This window comes from Pseudomonas sp. 14P5.3.2, from assembly GCF_057799175.1.
Genome location: NZ_JBYOKU010000016.1, coordinates 115,886 through 130,829, shown reverse-complemented (window position 1 = coordinate 130,829; position 14,944 = coordinate 115,886). Strand labels below are relative to the sequence as shown.

17 protein-coding genes are annotated in these 14,944 nt (G+C 60.7%); 11 read left to right on the top strand and 6 right to left on the bottom strand.

Annotated elements, in window-relative coordinates; all coding sequences use genetic code 11:
• Positions 1–130 precede the first annotated feature (130 nt).
• Both rhtA and AC27VU_RS15425 read left to right on the top strand, forming a co-directional pair.
• Complete coding sequence (rhtA, locus tag AC27VU_RS15430; RefSeq protein ID WP_003226634.1) at positions 131–1,018, top strand: threonine/homoserine exporter RhtA; 888 nt, start codon at positions 131–133, stop codon at positions 1,016–1,018.
• A gap of 169 nt (positions 1,019–1,187) precedes the next feature.
• Positions 1,188–1,469: a hypothetical protein gene (locus tag AC27VU_RS15425; protein WP_003226635.1), complete on the top strand. Its 282-nt coding sequence runs from the start codon at positions 1,188–1,190 to the stop codon at positions 1,467–1,469.
• Between the two features lies 1 nt (position 1,470).
• Here the strand turns inward: AC27VU_RS15425 and AC27VU_RS15420 are convergent, their stop codons facing one another.
• Positions 1,471–2,049: a TetR/AcrR family transcriptional regulator gene (locus AC27VU_RS15420; RefSeq protein ID WP_045122561.1), complete on the bottom strand. Its 579-nt coding sequence runs from the start codon at positions 2,047–2,049 to the stop codon at positions 1,471–1,473.
• Between the two features lie 92 nt (positions 2,050–2,141).
• Between AC27VU_RS15420 and AC27VU_RS15415 the strand changes: the two genes are divergently transcribed.
• Positions 2,142–2,870: an SDR family oxidoreductase gene (locus AC27VU_RS15415; protein ID WP_103486598.1), complete on the top strand. Its 729-nt coding sequence runs from the start codon at positions 2,142–2,144 to the stop codon at positions 2,868–2,870.
• A gap of 37 nt (positions 2,871–2,907) precedes the next feature.
• Complete coding sequence (locus tag AC27VU_RS15410) at positions 2,908–3,504, top strand: 2-hydroxychromene-2-carboxylate isomerase (protein ID WP_488724384.1); 597 nt, start codon at positions 2,908–2,910, stop codon at positions 3,502–3,504.
• A 49-nt stretch (positions 3,505–3,553) separates the two neighbouring features.
• On the opposite strand, the gene AC27VU_RS15405 is transcribed toward AC27VU_RS15410, so the two are convergent.
• From AC27VU_RS15405 to AC27VU_RS15390, 4 genes are all read right to left on the bottom strand, one after another.
• Entirely contained in the window at positions 3,554–5,362 is a 1,809-nt protein-coding gene (locus AC27VU_RS15405; protein WP_400497920.1) for an aminopeptidase P family protein, read from the bottom strand.
• 55 nt (positions 5,363–5,417) lie between these two features.
• On the bottom strand, positions 5,418–6,584 hold the full coding sequence (locus AC27VU_RS15400; protein WP_488724383.1) for an aminotransferase class V-fold PLP-dependent enzyme: 1,167 nt from the start codon (positions 6,582–6,584) through the stop codon (positions 5,418–5,420).
• 205 nt (positions 6,585–6,789) lie between these two features.
• The gene (locus AC27VU_RS15395) at positions 6,790–7,404 is read right to left on the bottom strand and encodes a LysE family translocator (protein ID WP_003226640.1); all 615 of its coding nucleotides are present in this window, start codon (positions 7,402–7,404) and stop codon (positions 6,790–6,792) included.
• Positions 7,405–7,505: 101 nt separating this feature from the next.
• Positions 7,506–7,763 (bottom strand): hypothetical protein, encoded by a 258-nt coding sequence (locus AC27VU_RS15390; RefSeq protein WP_041069780.1) that lies wholly within the window; start codon positions 7,761–7,763, stop codon positions 7,506–7,508.
• A gap of 392 nt (positions 7,764–8,155) precedes the next feature.
• Between AC27VU_RS15390 and msuE the strand changes: the two genes are divergently transcribed.
• The 4 genes from msuE (at position 8,156) to AC27VU_RS15370 (ending at position 12,339) form a co-directional block, all read left to right on the top strand.
• Positions 8,156–8,719 carry an FMN reductase gene (gene msuE, locus AC27VU_RS15385; protein ID WP_086794354.1) on the top strand — a complete coding sequence of 188 codons (564 nt, stop codon included), beginning with the start codon at positions 8,156–8,158 and terminating at the stop codon, positions 8,717–8,719.
• A 10-nt stretch (positions 8,720–8,729) separates the two neighbouring features.
• Positions 8,730–9,875 carry an FMNH2-dependent alkanesulfonate monooxygenase gene (gene ssuD, locus AC27VU_RS15380; RefSeq protein ID WP_488724382.1) on the top strand — a complete coding sequence of 382 codons (1,146 nt, stop codon included), beginning with the start codon at positions 8,730–8,732 and terminating at the stop codon, positions 9,873–9,875.
• Between the two features lie 147 nt (positions 9,876–10,022).
• Complete coding sequence (locus AC27VU_RS15375) at positions 10,023–11,210, top strand: acyl-CoA dehydrogenase family protein (RefSeq protein WP_103486592.1); 1,188 nt, start codon at positions 10,023–10,025, stop codon at positions 11,208–11,210.
• Positions 11,211–11,235: 25 nt separating this feature from the next.
• Positions 11,236–12,339: a sigma-54 interaction domain-containing protein gene (locus AC27VU_RS15370; protein ID WP_488724381.1), complete on the top strand. Its 1,104-nt coding sequence runs from the start codon at positions 11,236–11,238 to the stop codon at positions 12,337–12,339.
• Here the strand turns inward: AC27VU_RS15370 and AC27VU_RS15365 are convergent.
• A complete protein-coding gene (locus AC27VU_RS15365) occupies positions 12,336–12,701 on the bottom strand; it encodes an antibiotic biosynthesis monooxygenase (protein WP_488724380.1) in 366 nt (121 codons plus the stop codon). The two genes, AC27VU_RS15370 and AC27VU_RS15365, sit on opposite strands and share 4 nt — an antisense overlap.
• 96 nt (positions 12,702–12,797) lie before the next feature.
• Between AC27VU_RS15365 and soxR the strand changes: the two genes are divergently transcribed.
• The 3 genes from soxR to AC27VU_RS15350 all read left to right on the top strand — a co-directional run bounded on the left by soxR (position 12,798) and on the right by AC27VU_RS15350 (position 14,924).
• Positions 12,798–13,247 (top strand): redox-sensitive transcriptional activator SoxR, encoded by a 450-nt coding sequence (gene soxR, locus AC27VU_RS15360; RefSeq protein WP_488724379.1) that lies wholly within the window; start codon positions 12,798–12,800, stop codon positions 13,245–13,247.
• Positions 13,248–13,350: 103 nt separating this feature from the next.
• The gene (locus AC27VU_RS15355) at positions 13,351–13,809 is read left to right on the top strand and encodes a VOC family protein (RefSeq protein WP_003226653.1); all 459 of its coding nucleotides are present in this window, start codon (positions 13,351–13,353) and stop codon (positions 13,807–13,809) included.
• Between the two features lie 239 nt (positions 13,810–14,048).
• Positions 14,049–14,924: an alpha/beta fold hydrolase gene (locus AC27VU_RS15350; RefSeq protein WP_488724378.1), complete on the top strand. Its 876-nt coding sequence runs from the start codon at positions 14,049–14,051 to the stop codon at positions 14,922–14,924.
• Positions 14,925–14,944: the final 20 nt, after the last annotated feature.

Here is a 14,944-nt window from a genome sequence, read left to right as displayed (position 1 = left end):
CGTTAATTTCAGTTTTCTGTCGAGCCCCTGAAAAAGCCTGCTTATATATAGACGCAGTGTCAGCGAATGAGCAGTATATTGCCCAAACCCAAAGCAACACCCTGCTCTCACCTTCGGATGATGCCTCGCAATGACTGACCAACCTCGCTCTCTGGCCTCAATGCTGTTCCCGGTTGGCCTGTTATTAATCGCCATGGCTTCCATCCAGTCCGGCGCCTCTCTGGCCAAGAGCATGTTCCCGGTGGTTGGCGCCCAAGGGACGACCACCCTGCGCCTGGTTTTCGCCAGCGTTATCATGCTGTTGCTGCTGCGCCCGTGGCGCGCCAGGCTGACCGCTCAATCCTTGCGCACGGTGATCGTTTACGGAATGGCGCTGGGCGGGATGAACTTCCTCTTCTATATGTCACTGCGCACCGTGCCACTGGGGATCGCAGTCGCACTCGAATTCACTGGCCCGCTGGCCGTCGCCATTTATGCCTCGCGCCGCGCAATCGACTTTCTCTGGATTGCCCTGGCAGCGGTCGGCCTGCTGCTGTTGATCCCGACCGGAGCGACATCAGCGGGAATTGATCTGGTTGGTGCCGGTTATGCCTTGGGCGCCGGCGTGTGCTGGGCGCTGTACATTCTGTTCGGCCAGAAGGCCGGTGCCGACAACGGCGTCACGACTGCGGCCCTCGGCGTGATGATCGCCGCATTATTCGTCGCCCCGATCGGCATCGTGCATGCCGGTGCAGCGCTACTCACCCCGTCGCTGATTCCGGTCGCCATCGGCGTCGCCATCCTCTCAACTGCCTTGCCCTATACGCTGGAAATGGTCGCCCTCACCCGCATTCCAGCCCGCACCTTCGGCACCTTGATGAGCATTGAACCGGCCTTTGGTGCGCTGTCGGGGCTGTTGTTTCTGCAGGAATACCTCACGCTGTCACAATGGATGGCGATCCTCTGCATTATTCTCGCCTCGGTCGGAGCAACCATGACCATGGGCAGTTCCGCCAAGCCCGCCATTGCGGCAGATTGAAACAGGATTTGACGAAGGTCTGGCAATTGGCGTTCATTTAGGCCATGTTTAGGCCCCTTAACTCAGTGCCAGGCATGGATTTTTTCGGATAGGGATATCGAACCGCTTAAAGCGCAGGCGAATACAGGCAGACCCGAGCGCCAGACTCGCGGCTACCATAAGGACGGTAATGAAACGAATTTTGATACTGATCGCTGTATTGGCAGTAGCGGGGTGCGCAGCGACCTCCAAGACCCAGGTGAAGCACGGTAAAAAAGGGCTGCACATCAACTGTTCCGGGCTGTCGTCCTCTTGGGACAAGTGCTACACCAGCGCCGCCGATGCTTGCGCCCCAAAGGGCTACAAAGTCATCGCCAAATCAGGGGACGCCGTGGAAGAGCCAGGCGACTACCCATTCGGTCTCAATCCGGCCGGCTATACCAGCCGCAGCATGATCGTCATCTGCAAATGAATCATTCTGGCTGCTCGCATCGTCGAGCAGCCAGCTGACGCCCGATCTCCTCATGGCTGGACTTCAATACCGTCCGTTGAATGTCCGGTGTCACCAGCATCCTCGCCACCACCAGTGCCCCGACACATTGCGACAGAATCGCCCATGCCAGGCTGTCGCTCTCCAGAATCTGTGCCCAACTGGCTTGCAGCCGACAAATCCACAACTCTGCCTGCTCACGAACCTGATCATCTGAACGGGCAATTTCCGCGCCCAGCGTCGGCAAGGCACAGCCCGATTCTGGCTGCTCTACGTGGGCCATGCTCAGGTATTGTTTGAGACAGCGCTCCAGCCGCTCACGATCCTGTGCTCCCTGCCCTCCGAGTCGCTCCAGGCTTTGACACAGTTCGCGCTCGACGATGGCCGTGAACAGCGCGTCTTTCGAAGAGAAGTGACTATAGAAAGCAGCGCCACTGAGGCCGATAGCCTTCATCAAACCATCGACCCCGACAGTCGAAAAGCCCGAACGCTTGGCTGACAGCGCGCTGCTGTTCAGCAGTTTTTCTCGGGTTTCCAGCTTGTGACCAGCGGAATACCGCATGTACTTGCCCTCTTTATCGACCGCCTTGACGTTATCCGGATCCTAGCATAACGTTCGTTCACTTAACGATCGTTTACTAAAGGGATTCACCCATGAATAACAAGAAGGTCGTGTTAGTGGTTGGTGCCGGTGATGCCACGGGCGGAGCGATTGCCAAGCGTTTTGCCAAAGAGGGTTTTGTCGCTTGCGTCACCCGCCGCAGCGCCGACAAATTGCAGCCGCTAGTCGACGCGATTCAGGCCGAGGGTGGCGAAGCACACGGTTTTGCCTGCGATGCGCGCAAGGAAGAAGACGTCATTGCCCTGATTGAAGACATCGAAACCCGCCTCGGCCCGATCGAAGCGTTTGTCTTCAACATCGGCGCCAACGTGCCTTGCAGCATTCTTGAAGAAACCGCACGCAAGTATTTCAAGATCTGGGAAATGGCCTGTTTCTCGGGTTTTCTCAATGCCCGCGAAGTGGCCAAGCGCATGGTCACCCGCAAACGCGGCACCATTCTGTTCACCGGCGCCACAGCCGGGCTGCGTGGTGCTTCCGGATTTGCCGCATTTGCCGGCGCCAAACACGGTATCCGTGCACTGGCGCAAAGCATGGCGCGCGAGTTGGGCCCGATGAACATCCATGTCGCCCATGTAGTGGTCGATGGCGCCATCGATACCGACTTCATCCGCAACAGTTTCCCCGAGAAGTACGCGACCAAGGATCAGGACGGCATTCTCAACCCCGAACACATCGCCGAAAACTATTGGTACCTGCACAGTCAGCCACGGGATGCCTGGACATTCGAGCTGGACCTGCGCCCCTGGAACGAACGCTGGTAAGCCCCTCCTCCATAACAATAATCAGAGAGCAGCGAAGATGACGAAAACCGTGGAGTTCTATTTCGACCTCGGCAGCCCTGCCACCTACCTGGCCTACACGCAGTTGCCGAAGATCTGTGCCCAGACCGGCAGCCAACTGATCTACATCCCGATGCTGCTGGGCGGTGTGTTCAAGGCGACCGGCAACGCTTCACCGGCAATGATTCCGGCAAAGGGCCGCTACATGTTTCAGGATCTGGATCGCTACGCCAAACGTTATGACGTGCCGCTCAAGTTCAATCCGCACTTCCCGATCAACACGCTGACATTGATGCGTGCCGTCACCGGGATACAACTGCACCAGCCAGAACGCTTTCAGGCGTTTATCGATTGTCTTTTCAAGGCGCTGTGGGTGGAGGGGCGCCCTCTCGATGAGCCGGCCACCGTCGCTGCGGTATTGAGCGAACACGGCTTCGCCCCCGATGAAGTACTGGCCCTGACCAACGACGAGTCGGTCAAGGCTGTACTCAAGGAGAATACGGAGACAGCGGTAAAACGCGGCGTGTTTGGTGCACCGAGCATGTTCATCGGCAACCAGATGTTCTTCGGACAGGACCGGCTCGACTTCGTCGAAGAAGCCCTGCGCCAAGCCTGAATCAGCAGCAGAACTCAGGCGCTGGCAATAGCGCCTGAGCTTCAACCATTCAGATCGCCGCTGTGCGCGTGTTCAGCCACTCCAGCGCGGCCCCCTCAAGCAATGGACTCAGACGCTCACGCACTTCGGCATGGTAGGCGTTGAACCACTGCTTCTCTTCCTGCGTCAGCAAGGATGGCTCCAGGCAACGCGTGTCGATCGGGCACAGGGTCAGCGTTTCAAACTTGAGGAACTCGCCAAACTCGCTGCTCCCCGCCTCGCGGTTCATTGCCAGATTCTCGATCCGCACGCCCCAACGACCCGGACGATAGGTGCCCGGTTCAATCGAGGTGATCATCCCCGGTTGCATCGCCGTTTGCGGTGCCGGTGCTGCCTGATAGGCGATCACCTGCGGGCCTTCGTGCACGTTGAGGAAATAGCCGACCCCATGACCGGTGCCATGACCGTAATCCACGCTTTCCGCCCAGATCGGCGCGCGAGCGATGGCATCGAGCAACGGCGACAGAATGCCTTTCGGGAACTGCGCCCGCGACAGGGCGATCACGCCCTTGAGCACGCGAGTGCAGTCACGCTTCTGCTCAGCCGTCGGCGTACCCACCGGCACCATTCGAGTGATGTCGGTAGTACCACCGAGGTATTGGCCTCCCGAGTCGATCAGCAGCAAACCGTCGCCCTCGATCACCGCATGTTCTTCTTCGGTAGCGTGATAGTGCGGCATTGCACCATTGGCATTGAACGCGGCAATCGTATTGAAGCTCAGCGACACGTAATCCGGACGGCGCTCACGGGCAGCGGTGAGCTTTTCATCGATGGTCAGCTCGGTGATGCGTTCGCGGCCCCAGGCCGATTCCAGCCAGGCGAAGAATTCGCACAACGCCGCGCCATCCTGCTCCATGGCCTTGCGGATGTGCTGAGCATCGGCCTCGCTTTTTTGCGATTTGGCGAGGGTGGTCGGATTCAGGCCTTCGACCAGTTTCACCGCACTGTCCAGGTTATCCAGCAAACCGCTGGTCACCCGCGCCGGGTCCACCAGCAGGCTCGCGCCGCTCGGTACAGCGCGCAAGGCGTCGGCGACTTCACGGTAATCGCGCAGGGTCACGCCGTCCCGCTCCAGCACCGCACGCAGCTCGGCATCGACTTTGCTCAAGGCCACGAACAGTGTTGCTTGCTGTTGATTGATCAACGCAAAAGAAACAAACACCGGGTTGAACGACACGTCGCCGCCACGCAGGTTGAACAGCCAGGCGATGTCATCGAGGGTGGCGATGAAGTGCCAATCGGCGCCGCGCTCCTGCAGGGTCTCGCGCAGTTTGGCGAGTTTTTCGCCACGGCTGACCGTCGCTTGCGGTGGCAGATGTTGATAGATCGGCGCGTTCGGCAGGCTCGGGCGATCCGCCCAGACTTCATTCAACAGGTCGATGTCGGTGCGCAAACGCGCGCCGCGGGCTTCAAGCTTGCTGCTCAGGGTGCGCGCCGAAGCCACGGCCATCACCGCACCGTCGACCGCGACTACGCCACCTTCCGGGGTCTGCTCGGCCAGCCAGTCCAGCGGGCTCGGCTGCCCCGGTTGCAGCTTGACCAGTTCGATGCCGCTGCCCTTGAGTTCCTTGGTCGCCTGTTCCCAATAGCGACTGTCGGCCCAGACCCCGGCGAAATCAGCAGTCACGATCAAAGTGCCGACCGAACCATGGAAGCCCGACAGCCATTGCCGCCCCTGCCAGTAGCCCGGCAGGTACTCCGACAGATGCGGGTCGGCCGATGGCACCAGCAACGCATGAATGCCTTCGCGGCGCATCAGTTCACGGGTGTGCGCCAGGCGCTGGGGAACCGTTCCTTCGGTCAAAGTCTGGGTACTCATCATGTCTCCTGCCAATCACTTCATCGTTATTGTTCGTAGCCGTACAAACGGCTGGTTAAAGCCCTGTCGCCCAGAATGCCGGGGCACTGGCGCAGGCGCTTTTGATCAGTTCTGCCGCCTGATCGATATCGTCGGCGGTGGTGAAGCGGCCAAGGCTCAGGCGAATCGTGCGACCGGCCAGCCGTGCGTCGTGCCCCAGCGCCAGCAACACGTGAGAGGGTGTGTTGCTGGCCGAATTACAGGCCGAGGTCGCGGAAAAAGCGATCGAATGGCTCAAGGCTGCACTGTTGAACTCACCTTCGCTGAAGGTCAGGCTCAAGGTATGCGCGATGCGCTGGCTGGCGCTGCCGTTGAGGCGCACGCCCGGCAGGCTCAGCAACTGCTCAAGCAACCGCTCACGCAGCGCCACGATGGACTTTTTCTCGGCATCGAATTCGGCAGCCGCCAAGGCGAATGCCGCGCCCATGCCGGCGATCTGATGCGTCGCCAGAGTCCCGGAGCGCAGCCCGCCTTCGTGGCCGCCGCCATGAATCTGCGCCTGCAAACGCTGTTGCGCGCGCGGGCCGACATACAACGCGCCGATGCCTTTTGGGCCATAGAGTTTGTGCGCGGAAAACGACATCAAATCCACCGGCCACTGCTGCAGATCAATCGCCACTTTGCCAGCGCCCTGAGCGGCATCGACATGGAAAAACGCCCCACGGCCGCGCACCACTTCACCGATGGCCGGGATATCGTTGAGCGTGCCGAGTTCGTTGTTGACCAGCATCAACGACACCAGAAAGGTGTCGTCGCGCATTGCTTCGCTGACCGCTTGCGGGGTGATCAGACCTTCGGCGTCCGGCACCAGATAGGTCACCGCGACGCCGGCATCCTGCAATTGCCGGGCGGTATCGAGAATGGCTTTGTGTTCGATCTGACTGGTAATGATGTGGCCACCGGCAACGCCGCGCGCCTGGGCCACACCCTTGAGGGCGAGGTTATTGGACTCGGTGGCACCGGAGGTCCAGACGATCTGCGCAGCCTCGGCACCGACCAGTTCGGCGACTTGCCGACGGGCCTGCTCGACCGTTTGCCGGGCCTGCTGGCCGAAGGCGTGGGAGCTGGAAGCCGGGTTGCCGAAGTTACCGTGAAAACCCAGACAATCGATCATCACCTGAATGACCCGCTCGTCCACCGGGGTGGTGGCGGCGTAATCGAAATACAACGGACGTTTATTCATAAAAGACTCGCAGAGCGTGTTCCGGGATCAGGAGGCTCGTGTCTGCAAACGGCACAGCGCAGCCTTGTGAGCTGCGCCTGGGTTCGAGACCGTCATCAATACCTGATCGGATGCCGTTAAAGAAGAACAACTTCATTTAAAAGTGCGTAGGAACGCTCCTGAAGTCGAGCTTAACAGGCATCGGGCCGGCGGTTGAAGCAATGCGTCAGTGAAAGCTTTCGAGAAGCAGCGGGTACAGCGAAATCACCAACAGCGCCGCCATGCCCCAGTTGAACACGCGCAACCAGCGCGGGTCCTTCAGCACATTGCGCAGCAGCGTGCCGCACGCCGCCCAGACACCGACGCTGGGCAGGTTGATGATGGCGAACACGGCGGCGATGACCACCACGTTGGTGAAATAACCCTGCATCGGCGTGTACGTGCTGATGGCACCGATGGCCATGATCCAGGCCTTGGGATTGACCCATTGAAACGCGGCGGCACCGAGATAGCTGATCGGCTTGGCCTCGCCTTCCACGCCCTCGCCTACCGGGCCCGAATGGGCGATTTTCCACGCCAGGTACAGCAAATACGCGGCACCGAGATAGCGCAACACGGTGTAAAGAATCGGGTAAGTCTGGAACACCGCGCCGAGGCCAAAGCCCACTGCGACCACCAATACGAAGAAACCGCAGGTGATGCCGAGCATGTGAGGAATGGTGCGGTTGAAACCGAAGTTCACGCCCGATGCCAGCAACATGGTGTTGTTCGGCCCCGGTGTAATCGAGGTGACAAGGGCAAACAGGGCAAAGCCCAACAGCAGATCAAGCGAGAGGGTCATGGGAGCAATCCGTCGGGGGTCATTCAGGTGTTGACCCTATCGCACGGCAGCCCGCAAACCCACGGACAGTTACGCGAAAATACGAGCAGTACAGTTTTCGATTAACTTGGACGACCGTGCAGCTGTATCGCACGTCCGGCGCTCATTTCAGCTTTCTTGTCGAATTGCGATTCGCCCAGCAGTGCCGCTTTCTTCGCGTGATATTCGTCGAAGGACAAGCCGCTGCGGTTCAGCGCTTCCATCGCCAGTTCGCGGGTTTCTTCGGCGGTGTACGGCCGTTGTTCAGGGGAAACGTGGGTCGCGCAACCGGCAAGTACGGAGACGGCGAGCAGCAGCGAAACAGTCAGTAAACGATTCATGGGGAGCGTCCTGGCGAGCGGTGGTAGTCGATGGACAAAGGCTACGCCCGCGCCCGTGCGGGCAAAAATCAACGCTCTCAATAGTGGCTATCAGGATTTCAGCTTTAACGCCCTCATATCTCCTAACGATCTATAAATATCGATTAACGTTCTTTTACGGAATAACCAGCAGCCGCTATAAATCCCTGCACGCGGCGAACAACTGTTGCTCCAGCAACTGTTGCTCAGGCAACAGCAGATCAACAAACCCGTCTGATATCTGCACAACCGACTCACGCCAGAACGCTCAAGCCCAGGTAATCCGGGGCTCTCAGGAATTGGTACAGCGCTTGCTCAAGCCTTGGCACTTACTCACTGCTCGCTGAGCAACTGTTGATAAAAAGGAACTCATCATGTCGCGTCCCCTGAAAGTCGTCGCCCTCTCTGGCGGCACCTGGCGTCCATCGCGCACTCTGGTGCTGACCCAAGCGCTGTTGGCCGAACTGGCTGGGCACTTGCCGATCGAGAGTCATCTGATCGAGCTCGGCGATATCGCCCGCCCACTGGGCGGCGCTCTGTCGCGTCAGGAGCTGAGCGCCGAGGTCGAAGCCGAACTGCAAGCCATCGAACAGGCCGATCTGCTGATCGTTGCCGCGCCGGTGTATCGCGGCTCCTATCCGGGCCTGCTCAAGCATTTGTTCGATCTGATCGACCTCAACGCGCTGATCGACACCCCGGTGCTGCTCGCCGCCACCGGTGGCAGCGAGCGCCACGCACTGGTGCTCGATCACCAGTTGCGTCCGCTGTTCAGTTTCTTCCAGGCCGTGACCCTGCCCATTGGCGTGTACGCCACCGAGGCCGACTTCGCCGATTACCAGATCACCAGCGAACCGCTGAAAGCGCGGATTCGCCTGGCTGCCGAACGCGCCGCGCCACTGTTCGGCACGCAAATCAAACCGTTGCTGAAAATCGCTTAAGGAGCTGCTCATGGATGTTTTCTGGTTCCTGCCGACCCACGGCGACGGCCATTACCTGGGCACCACCCAAGGCGCGCGCCCGGTCACCCTGAATTATCTGAAACAAGTGGCGCAAGCCGCCGACAGCCTCGGCTATCACGGCGTGCTGATTCCTACCGGGCGCTCCTGCGAAGACTCGTGGGTGATCGCTTCGGCGCTGGTACCGTTGACCGAACGTCTGCGTTATCTGGTGGCGATCCGTCCGGGAATCATTTCGCCAACCGTTTCGGCCCGTATGGCGGCGACACTCGATCGACTGTCCAACGGTCGTCTGCTGATCAACGTGGTGACCGGCGGCGATCCTGACGAAAACCGTGGCGACGGCAGCTTCCTCAGCCACAGCGAACGCTACGAAGTCACCGACGAATTCCTCAAGATCTGGCGCCGCGTGTTGCAAGGCGAATCGGTGAATTTCGAAGGCAAGCACCTCAAAGTACAGAACGCCAAGGCCCTCTATCCGCCAGTGCAGAAACCGTATCCGCCGCTGTATTTCGGCGGCTCGTCCGACGCGGCGCACGACCTGGCCGCCGAGCAGGTGGACGTATACCTCACCTGGGGCGAACCGCCCGCCGCCGTCGCCGAAAAACTCGCCGATGTGCGTGAGCGCGCCGCTCGGCATGGACGCAAGGTGAAGTTCGGTATTCGCCTGCACGTGATCGTTCGCGAGACCGCCGAAGAGGCGTGGAAAGCTGCGGACAAACTGATCGAACACATCAGCGACGAGACCATCGAAGCGGCGCAGAAGTCCTTCTCGCGCTTCGATTCCGAAGGTCAACGGCGCATGGCGGCGTTGCACGACGGGCGTCGCGACAACCTGGAAATCGCCCCCAATCTGTGGGCCGGGGTTGGTCTGGTACGCGGCGGTGCCGGTACGGCGCTGGTGGGCGATCCGCAGCAAGTGGCGGCGCGGATCAAGGAGTACGCCGACCTCGGTATCGAGAGTTTTATCTTCTCCGGCTATCCGCATCTGGAAGAAGCGTACCGCTTTGCCGAACTGGTGTTCCCGCTGTTGCCCGAGCCGTACGCAAGTCTGGCCGGACGCGGCGTGACCAACCTCACCGGGCCGTTTGGCGAAATGATTGCCAACGATGTGCTGCCCGGCCAAGCCAAGGCCTGACCAAAATCCCCTGTGGGAGCGGGCTTGCTCGCGAAGGCGGAGTGTCAGGCACCAGAATATTGACTGAACTGACGCCTTCGCGAGCAAGTCGAACCGTCGCACCGCCGCTCCTACAGGGGGGATTGCATCGATTTTGAGGAACACCGTGTGACCGCCAAACCACAAAGCACCCTGCTCTCCCCGCTGCAGACTGCCCGCCAGCTGGCCGCTGAATTCGCCCTCACCGCCGTCGAGCGTGACGAGCGCGGCGGCACGCCGAAGGCCGAACGCGATGCCCTGCGCGACAGCGGCCTGCTGGCCCTGAGCATTCCCACCCGTTACGGCGGGCTCGGCGCGACATGGAGCGAAACCCTGCAGATCGTGCGCGAGTTCGCCAAGGTCGACAGTTCCATCGCCCACGTCTTCGGCTTTCATCACCTGATGCTCGCCACCGTGCGTCTGTTCTCGCGGCCCGAACAATGGCAGCCGTGGTTCGAACAGACCGCGCGACAGAACTGGTTCTGGGGCAACGCCCTCAACCCGCTCGACACCCGTACGGTGGTCAAGGACTTCGGCGGCTGGCGCGAGTTTTCCGGGAAGAAAAGCTTCTGTTCCGGCGCCAGCGATTCACAGATGCTGATCGCCTCGGCCGTCGACGAAAGTGCCGGCGGCAAATTGCTGATCGCGGCGATCCCCAGCGGTCGCAGCGGCATCACCCTGCACGACGACTGGAACAACATCGGCCAGCGCCAGACTGACAGCGGCAGCGCCACGTTCGAACGGGTGCGGGTCGAAGAGTCCGAGCTGCTGCTTGATCCCGGCCCGTTGAGCACACCGTTCGCCTGCCTGCGTCCGCTGATTGCGCAATTGACCTTCACCCATATGTTTCTCGGCATCGCCGAAGGTGCCTTTGAAGAAGCCCGGCAATACACCCTGAGCGAAACCCGTCTCTGGCACAAATCCGTAGCCCGCAATGTGCGTGAAGACCCGTACGTGCTCGCGCATTACGGCGAGTTCTGGGTCGCGCTCGAAGGCATTCGCCTGCTGGTCGAACGGGCCGCCGCGCTGCTCGATGAGGCCTGGGCCAAGGGCCCGAACCTGACCGCAGAGGAACGTGGACATCTGGCCACGGCGATTGCCACCGCCAAGGTCGCCGCCAGTCGTCAGGGGCTGGAGATTTGCAGCCGCTTGTTCGAAGTCACTGGCGCGCGTTCGACCCACGCCTCGCTGCGCCTCGACCGGCACTGGCGCAACCTGCGCACGCAGACCCTGCACGACCCGCTCGATTACAAACTTCATGAGCTGGGCGACTGGGCGCTGAATCAGGCGCTGCCGGTGCCGACGTTCTATTCCTGATCTTGCCTTTAATGGAGCGAGTCCCATGCAACTGCTGACCCTTCCGCCCTCACCCGCTCTGGCGACGTCGATCCGCGCCACCGCGCAGGTCTTCGAAGACCCCAAGTCCCAGGCCCTGCTCGCGCATCTGCAACAGGTCGCGCCGAGCGAAGCCAGCGTGCTGATCATTGGCGAGACCGGCACCGGCAAGGAGCTGGTGGCGCGGCATATCCACAATCTGAGCCACCGCCGGCATCGGCCGTTTGTCGCGGTCAACTGCGGTGCGTTCTCCGAATCGCTGGTGGAAGCCGAGCTGTTCGGCCATGAAAAAGGCGCCTTCACTGGCGCCCTCAGCGCCAAGGCCGGGTGGTTCGAAGAGGCGGATGGCGGCACCTTGTTTCTCGACGAAATCGGCGATTTGCCGATGGCGATTCAGGTCAAGTTGCTGCGGGTGTTGCAGGAGCGCGAAGTGGTACGCCTCGGCTCGCGCAAAAGCATTCCGATCGATGTGCGCGTGCTGGCGGCGACCAACGTGCAACTGGAGAAAGCGATCAATGCCGGCAACTTCCGCGAAGACCTGTTCTACCGATTGAACGTGGTCAATCTGGAACTCAGTCCGTTGCGCGAGCGGCCCGGTGACATCCTGCCGCTGACCCGGCATTTCATCGAGGCCTACAGCCAGCGCCTGGGTTACGGACGGGTCAGCATCAGCCCCGGCGCCGAACAGAAACTGCGCAGCTACAGTTGGCCGGGCAATATTCGCGAACTGGAAAACGTCATCCACCACACCCTGTTGATCTGCCGCAACGGCGTGATCGAGCGCGACGATTTGCGCCTGTCGAACCTGCGCATCGAGCGCCCGGACGATCAGCAGTCGAGCACCGACGACTCACCGGAAGCGTTGCTGGAGCGGGCCTTTCAAAAGCTCTTCGAACAACAGGCCGGCGCCCTCCACGAAAAAGTCGAAGACGCCCTGCTGCGCGCCGCCTATCGCTTCTGCCATTACAACCAGGTACATACCGCCGCGCTGCTCGGTCTGAGCCGCAACGTCACCCGCACGCGTTTGATCAAGATCGGCGAACTGGCGGTGAACAAGCGGCGACTCACGGAGAACCTGCACGGTGAACGCCTGATCCAGTTGTCGATCTAGCCCACCAGATTGCAGTGCAGCGCATCGTCATGACTGCGGGCGATGCTGCTCAACACCTGAAATGAATTGAAGGTCACGGTTTTCGCCTGATGGGCGCGGATCAACTGCCAGAAATCCTGCTCGCCGCTTTCATAGCGACAGAACGCCGCCTCTCCTGCCTCACGGCTCTGCCATTGCAGCAAGCTCAGCACCCGCCGACCGTCGTCGCTGACCTGGACGCTGGCGCTGACGAAGCCTGCGTAGCGCTGCGCCAGATGTTCGCTCTGCTGCGACAGCGCCGAGACCAATGCCGGTTGCTGGCGCGGCTCGATCTCGAATTCGATCAACTGGGTAAAACTGCGATTTTTCGCTGAAGTGTGCATGAGAAGTCCCCACTCATCGTAAGACGAGTCTTGCGACTCGAAGGCCTGCAGGGTAAAACCTCTAGTTAAGTCAAGGTCAAGAGTCATTTTGCAAAAATGATCACCAAGGAAAACCTGCACAAGCAACTCACCGTGGGCGAAGTCGCAGCGCGCAGCGGTGTCGCGGTCACTGCCCTGCACTTTTATGAATCGAAAGGCCTGATCAAGAGCCAGCGCAATGCCGGCAATCAGCGGCGCTATCCACGGGAAGTCTTGCGTCGGGTGGCGTTGATCAAGGTCGCGCAGCGCCTGGGCATTCCGCTGGCAGAAATCGGCGAGGCGCTGAAAATCCTCCCGGACGACCGTGCCCCGACCGCGGCGGACTGGAAAGTCCTGTCCGAACAATGGCGCCGCGAACTGGACGAGCGAATCAATCAACTGACGTTGTTGCGCGACCGGCTCACCGGTTGCATCGGTTGCGGCTGCCTGTCGATGGAGGCCTGTCCGTTGCGCAACCAGGGCGATGTACTCGGTGATCAGGGGCCAGGGGCGCATTTTCCGGACTGACGGCTCGTCGGGGAAAAATGCTGGCCGCGCAGACAGTTCTATAGTGAATCCTCCACAAATCCGGTGGAGTTCCACCCCGAAAACAAAGAACAGGGAGAACGTCATGAGCGTCAAACCCATTCCCGAGGGGTATCACAGCATTACCCCGTACCTCGGCATCCTCAAGGCCGCCGAGGCCATCGAGTTCTACAAGAAAGCCTTTGGCGCGACCCAAGTCATGCGCCTGGACATGCCCGACGGGCGCATCGGCCACGCCGAACTACGGATTGGCGACAGCGCGATCATGCTCGGTACGCCGTGCGATCAAGGGCCGTTGAGCGGCCCGGACAACGCGGTGTCGGTCGGTCTGCATCTGTATGTCACCGATGTCGACAAGTCCTTTCAGCGAGCGCTGGATGCCGGGGCGAGTGCGGTGTCCGAGGTCAAGGATCAGTTTTATGGTGATCGCAGCGGCACGCTGAAGGATCCCTATGGACACGTGTGGTTTCTCGCCACGCGCAAGGAGGATCTGACGGAAGAGCAAATCAAGCAGCGGGCGATGGAGATGTTCAGTCAGGGTTGAGATTTTCAGCGTTTGGGCTGGCCTCTTCGCGGGCAAGCCCGCTCCCACAGGGATCTCTGGTGTTTATACAATGGGTGTCACACAGAAAAACACTGTGGGAGCGGGCTTGCCCGCGAAGGGGCCGGCACTGCCGACACACATCACACTTCATGAACCACCACACCACGCTTCAACCCTTGCCCCGAATGCCGAACACTTTCAGGATGCATCCCACCCGCACCTGAACAAGGATCAGCCCGATGTTTGCCGGATTCGTCAAAGACCAGTGCCACGTCAACGGCGTCGACATCGCCTATCGCCTCGGCGGCAGCGGCCCGGGGCTGTTGCTGTTGCACGGGCACCCACAGACCCACGTGATCTGGCACAAGATCGCCGAACAACTGGCCGAGCATTTCACCGTGGTCGCCGCCGACCTGCGCGGTTATGGCGACAGCGCCCGACCGGCTGCCGATGAACAACACCGCAACTATTCAAAACGCGAAATGGCCCGAGATAACGTCGCGTTGATGCAGTCACTGGGGTTCGAACAGTTTTCGATTCTGGCCCACGACCGTGGCGCCCGGGTCGCCCATCGCCTGGCCCTCGACCACCGCGCTGCGGTGCAGCGGATGATGCTGCTGGACATCGCCCCGACCCTGGCGATGTACACGCAGACCAACGAAGCGTTCGCCCGCGCCTATTGGCACTGGTTCTTCCTGATCCGCCCGGCGCCGCTGCCGGAAACCCTGATCGAAGCCGATCCCGAAGCCTATCTGCGCAGTGTGATGGGCAGCCGCAGCGCCGGACTGGCGCCGTTCACCGAGCACGCGTTCGGCGAATACCTGCGCTGCCTGCAACGTCCCGGCAGCGCCCGGGGCATCTGCGAGGACTACCGCGCCAGCGCCAGCATCGATCTGGAACATGATCGTGCCGACATCGCCGCCGGCAATCAGCTTGAACTGCCGCTACGCGTATTGTGGGGCGCGCAAGGCACGGTCGGGCGCTGTTTCGATCCGCTCAAGGAATGGCAGCAAGTGGCGACCAACGTCAGCGGCAAGTCACTGCCCGCCGGGCATTATCTGGCCGAAGAAGTGCCGGAACTGCTGCTCGCCGAGGCGCTGGATTTCCTGCGCTGAACCGAGCCGTTCCTGGCCGA

Bases quoted from the DNA above. Each gene is read 5' to 3' on its own strand.
- rhtA (WP_003226634.1), top strand. From the start codon at position 131: ATGACTGACCAACCTCGCTCTCTGGCCTCAATGCTGTTCCCGGTTGGC.
- AC27VU_RS15425 (WP_003226635.1), top strand. From the start codon at position 1,188: ATGAAACGAATTTTGATACTGATCGCTGTATTGGCAGTAGCGGGGTGC.
- AC27VU_RS15420 (WP_045122561.1), bottom strand. From the start codon at position 2,049: ATGCGGTATTCCGCTGGTCACAAGCTGGAAACCCGAGAAAAACTGCTG.
- AC27VU_RS15415 (WP_103486598.1), top strand. From the start codon at position 2,142: ATGAATAACAAGAAGGTCGTGTTAGTGGTTGGTGCCGGTGATGCCACG.
- AC27VU_RS15410 (WP_488724384.1), top strand. From the start codon at position 2,908: ATGACGAAAACCGTGGAGTTCTATTTCGACCTCGGCAGCCCTGCCACC.
- AC27VU_RS15405 (WP_400497920.1), bottom strand. From the start codon at position 5,362: ATGAGTACCCAGACTTTGACCGAAGGAACGGTTCCCCAGCGCCTGGCG.
- AC27VU_RS15400 (WP_488724383.1), bottom strand. From the start codon at position 6,584: ATGAATAAACGTCCGTTGTATTTCGATTACGCCGCCACCACCCCGGTG.
- AC27VU_RS15395 (WP_003226640.1), bottom strand. From the start codon at position 7,404: ATGACCCTCTCGCTTGATCTGCTGTTGGGCTTTGCCCTGTTTGCCCTT.
- AC27VU_RS15390 (WP_041069780.1), bottom strand. From the start codon at position 7,763: ATGAATCGTTTACTGACTGTTTCGCTGCTGCTCGCCGTCTCCGTACTT.
- msuE (WP_086794354.1), top strand. From the start codon at position 8,156: ATGTCGCGTCCCCTGAAAGTCGTCGCCCTCTCTGGCGGCACCTGGCGT.
- ssuD (WP_488724382.1), top strand. From the start codon at position 8,730: ATGGATGTTTTCTGGTTCCTGCCGACCCACGGCGACGGCCATTACCTG.
- AC27VU_RS15370 (WP_488724381.1), top strand. From the start codon at position 11,236: ATGCAACTGCTGACCCTTCCGCCCTCACCCGCTCTGGCGACGTCGATC.
- AC27VU_RS15365 (WP_488724380.1), bottom strand. From the start codon at position 12,701: ATGCACACTTCAGCGAAAAATCGCAGTTTTACCCAGTTGATCGAATTC.
- soxR (WP_488724379.1), top strand. From the start codon at position 12,798: ATGATCACCAAGGAAAACCTGCACAAGCAACTCACCGTGGGCGAAGTC.
- AC27VU_RS15355 (WP_003226653.1), top strand. From the start codon at position 13,351: ATGAGCGTCAAACCCATTCCCGAGGGGTATCACAGCATTACCCCGTAC.
- AC27VU_RS15350 (WP_488724378.1), top strand. From the start codon at position 14,049: ATGTTTGCCGGATTCGTCAAAGACCAGTGCCACGTCAACGGCGTCGAC.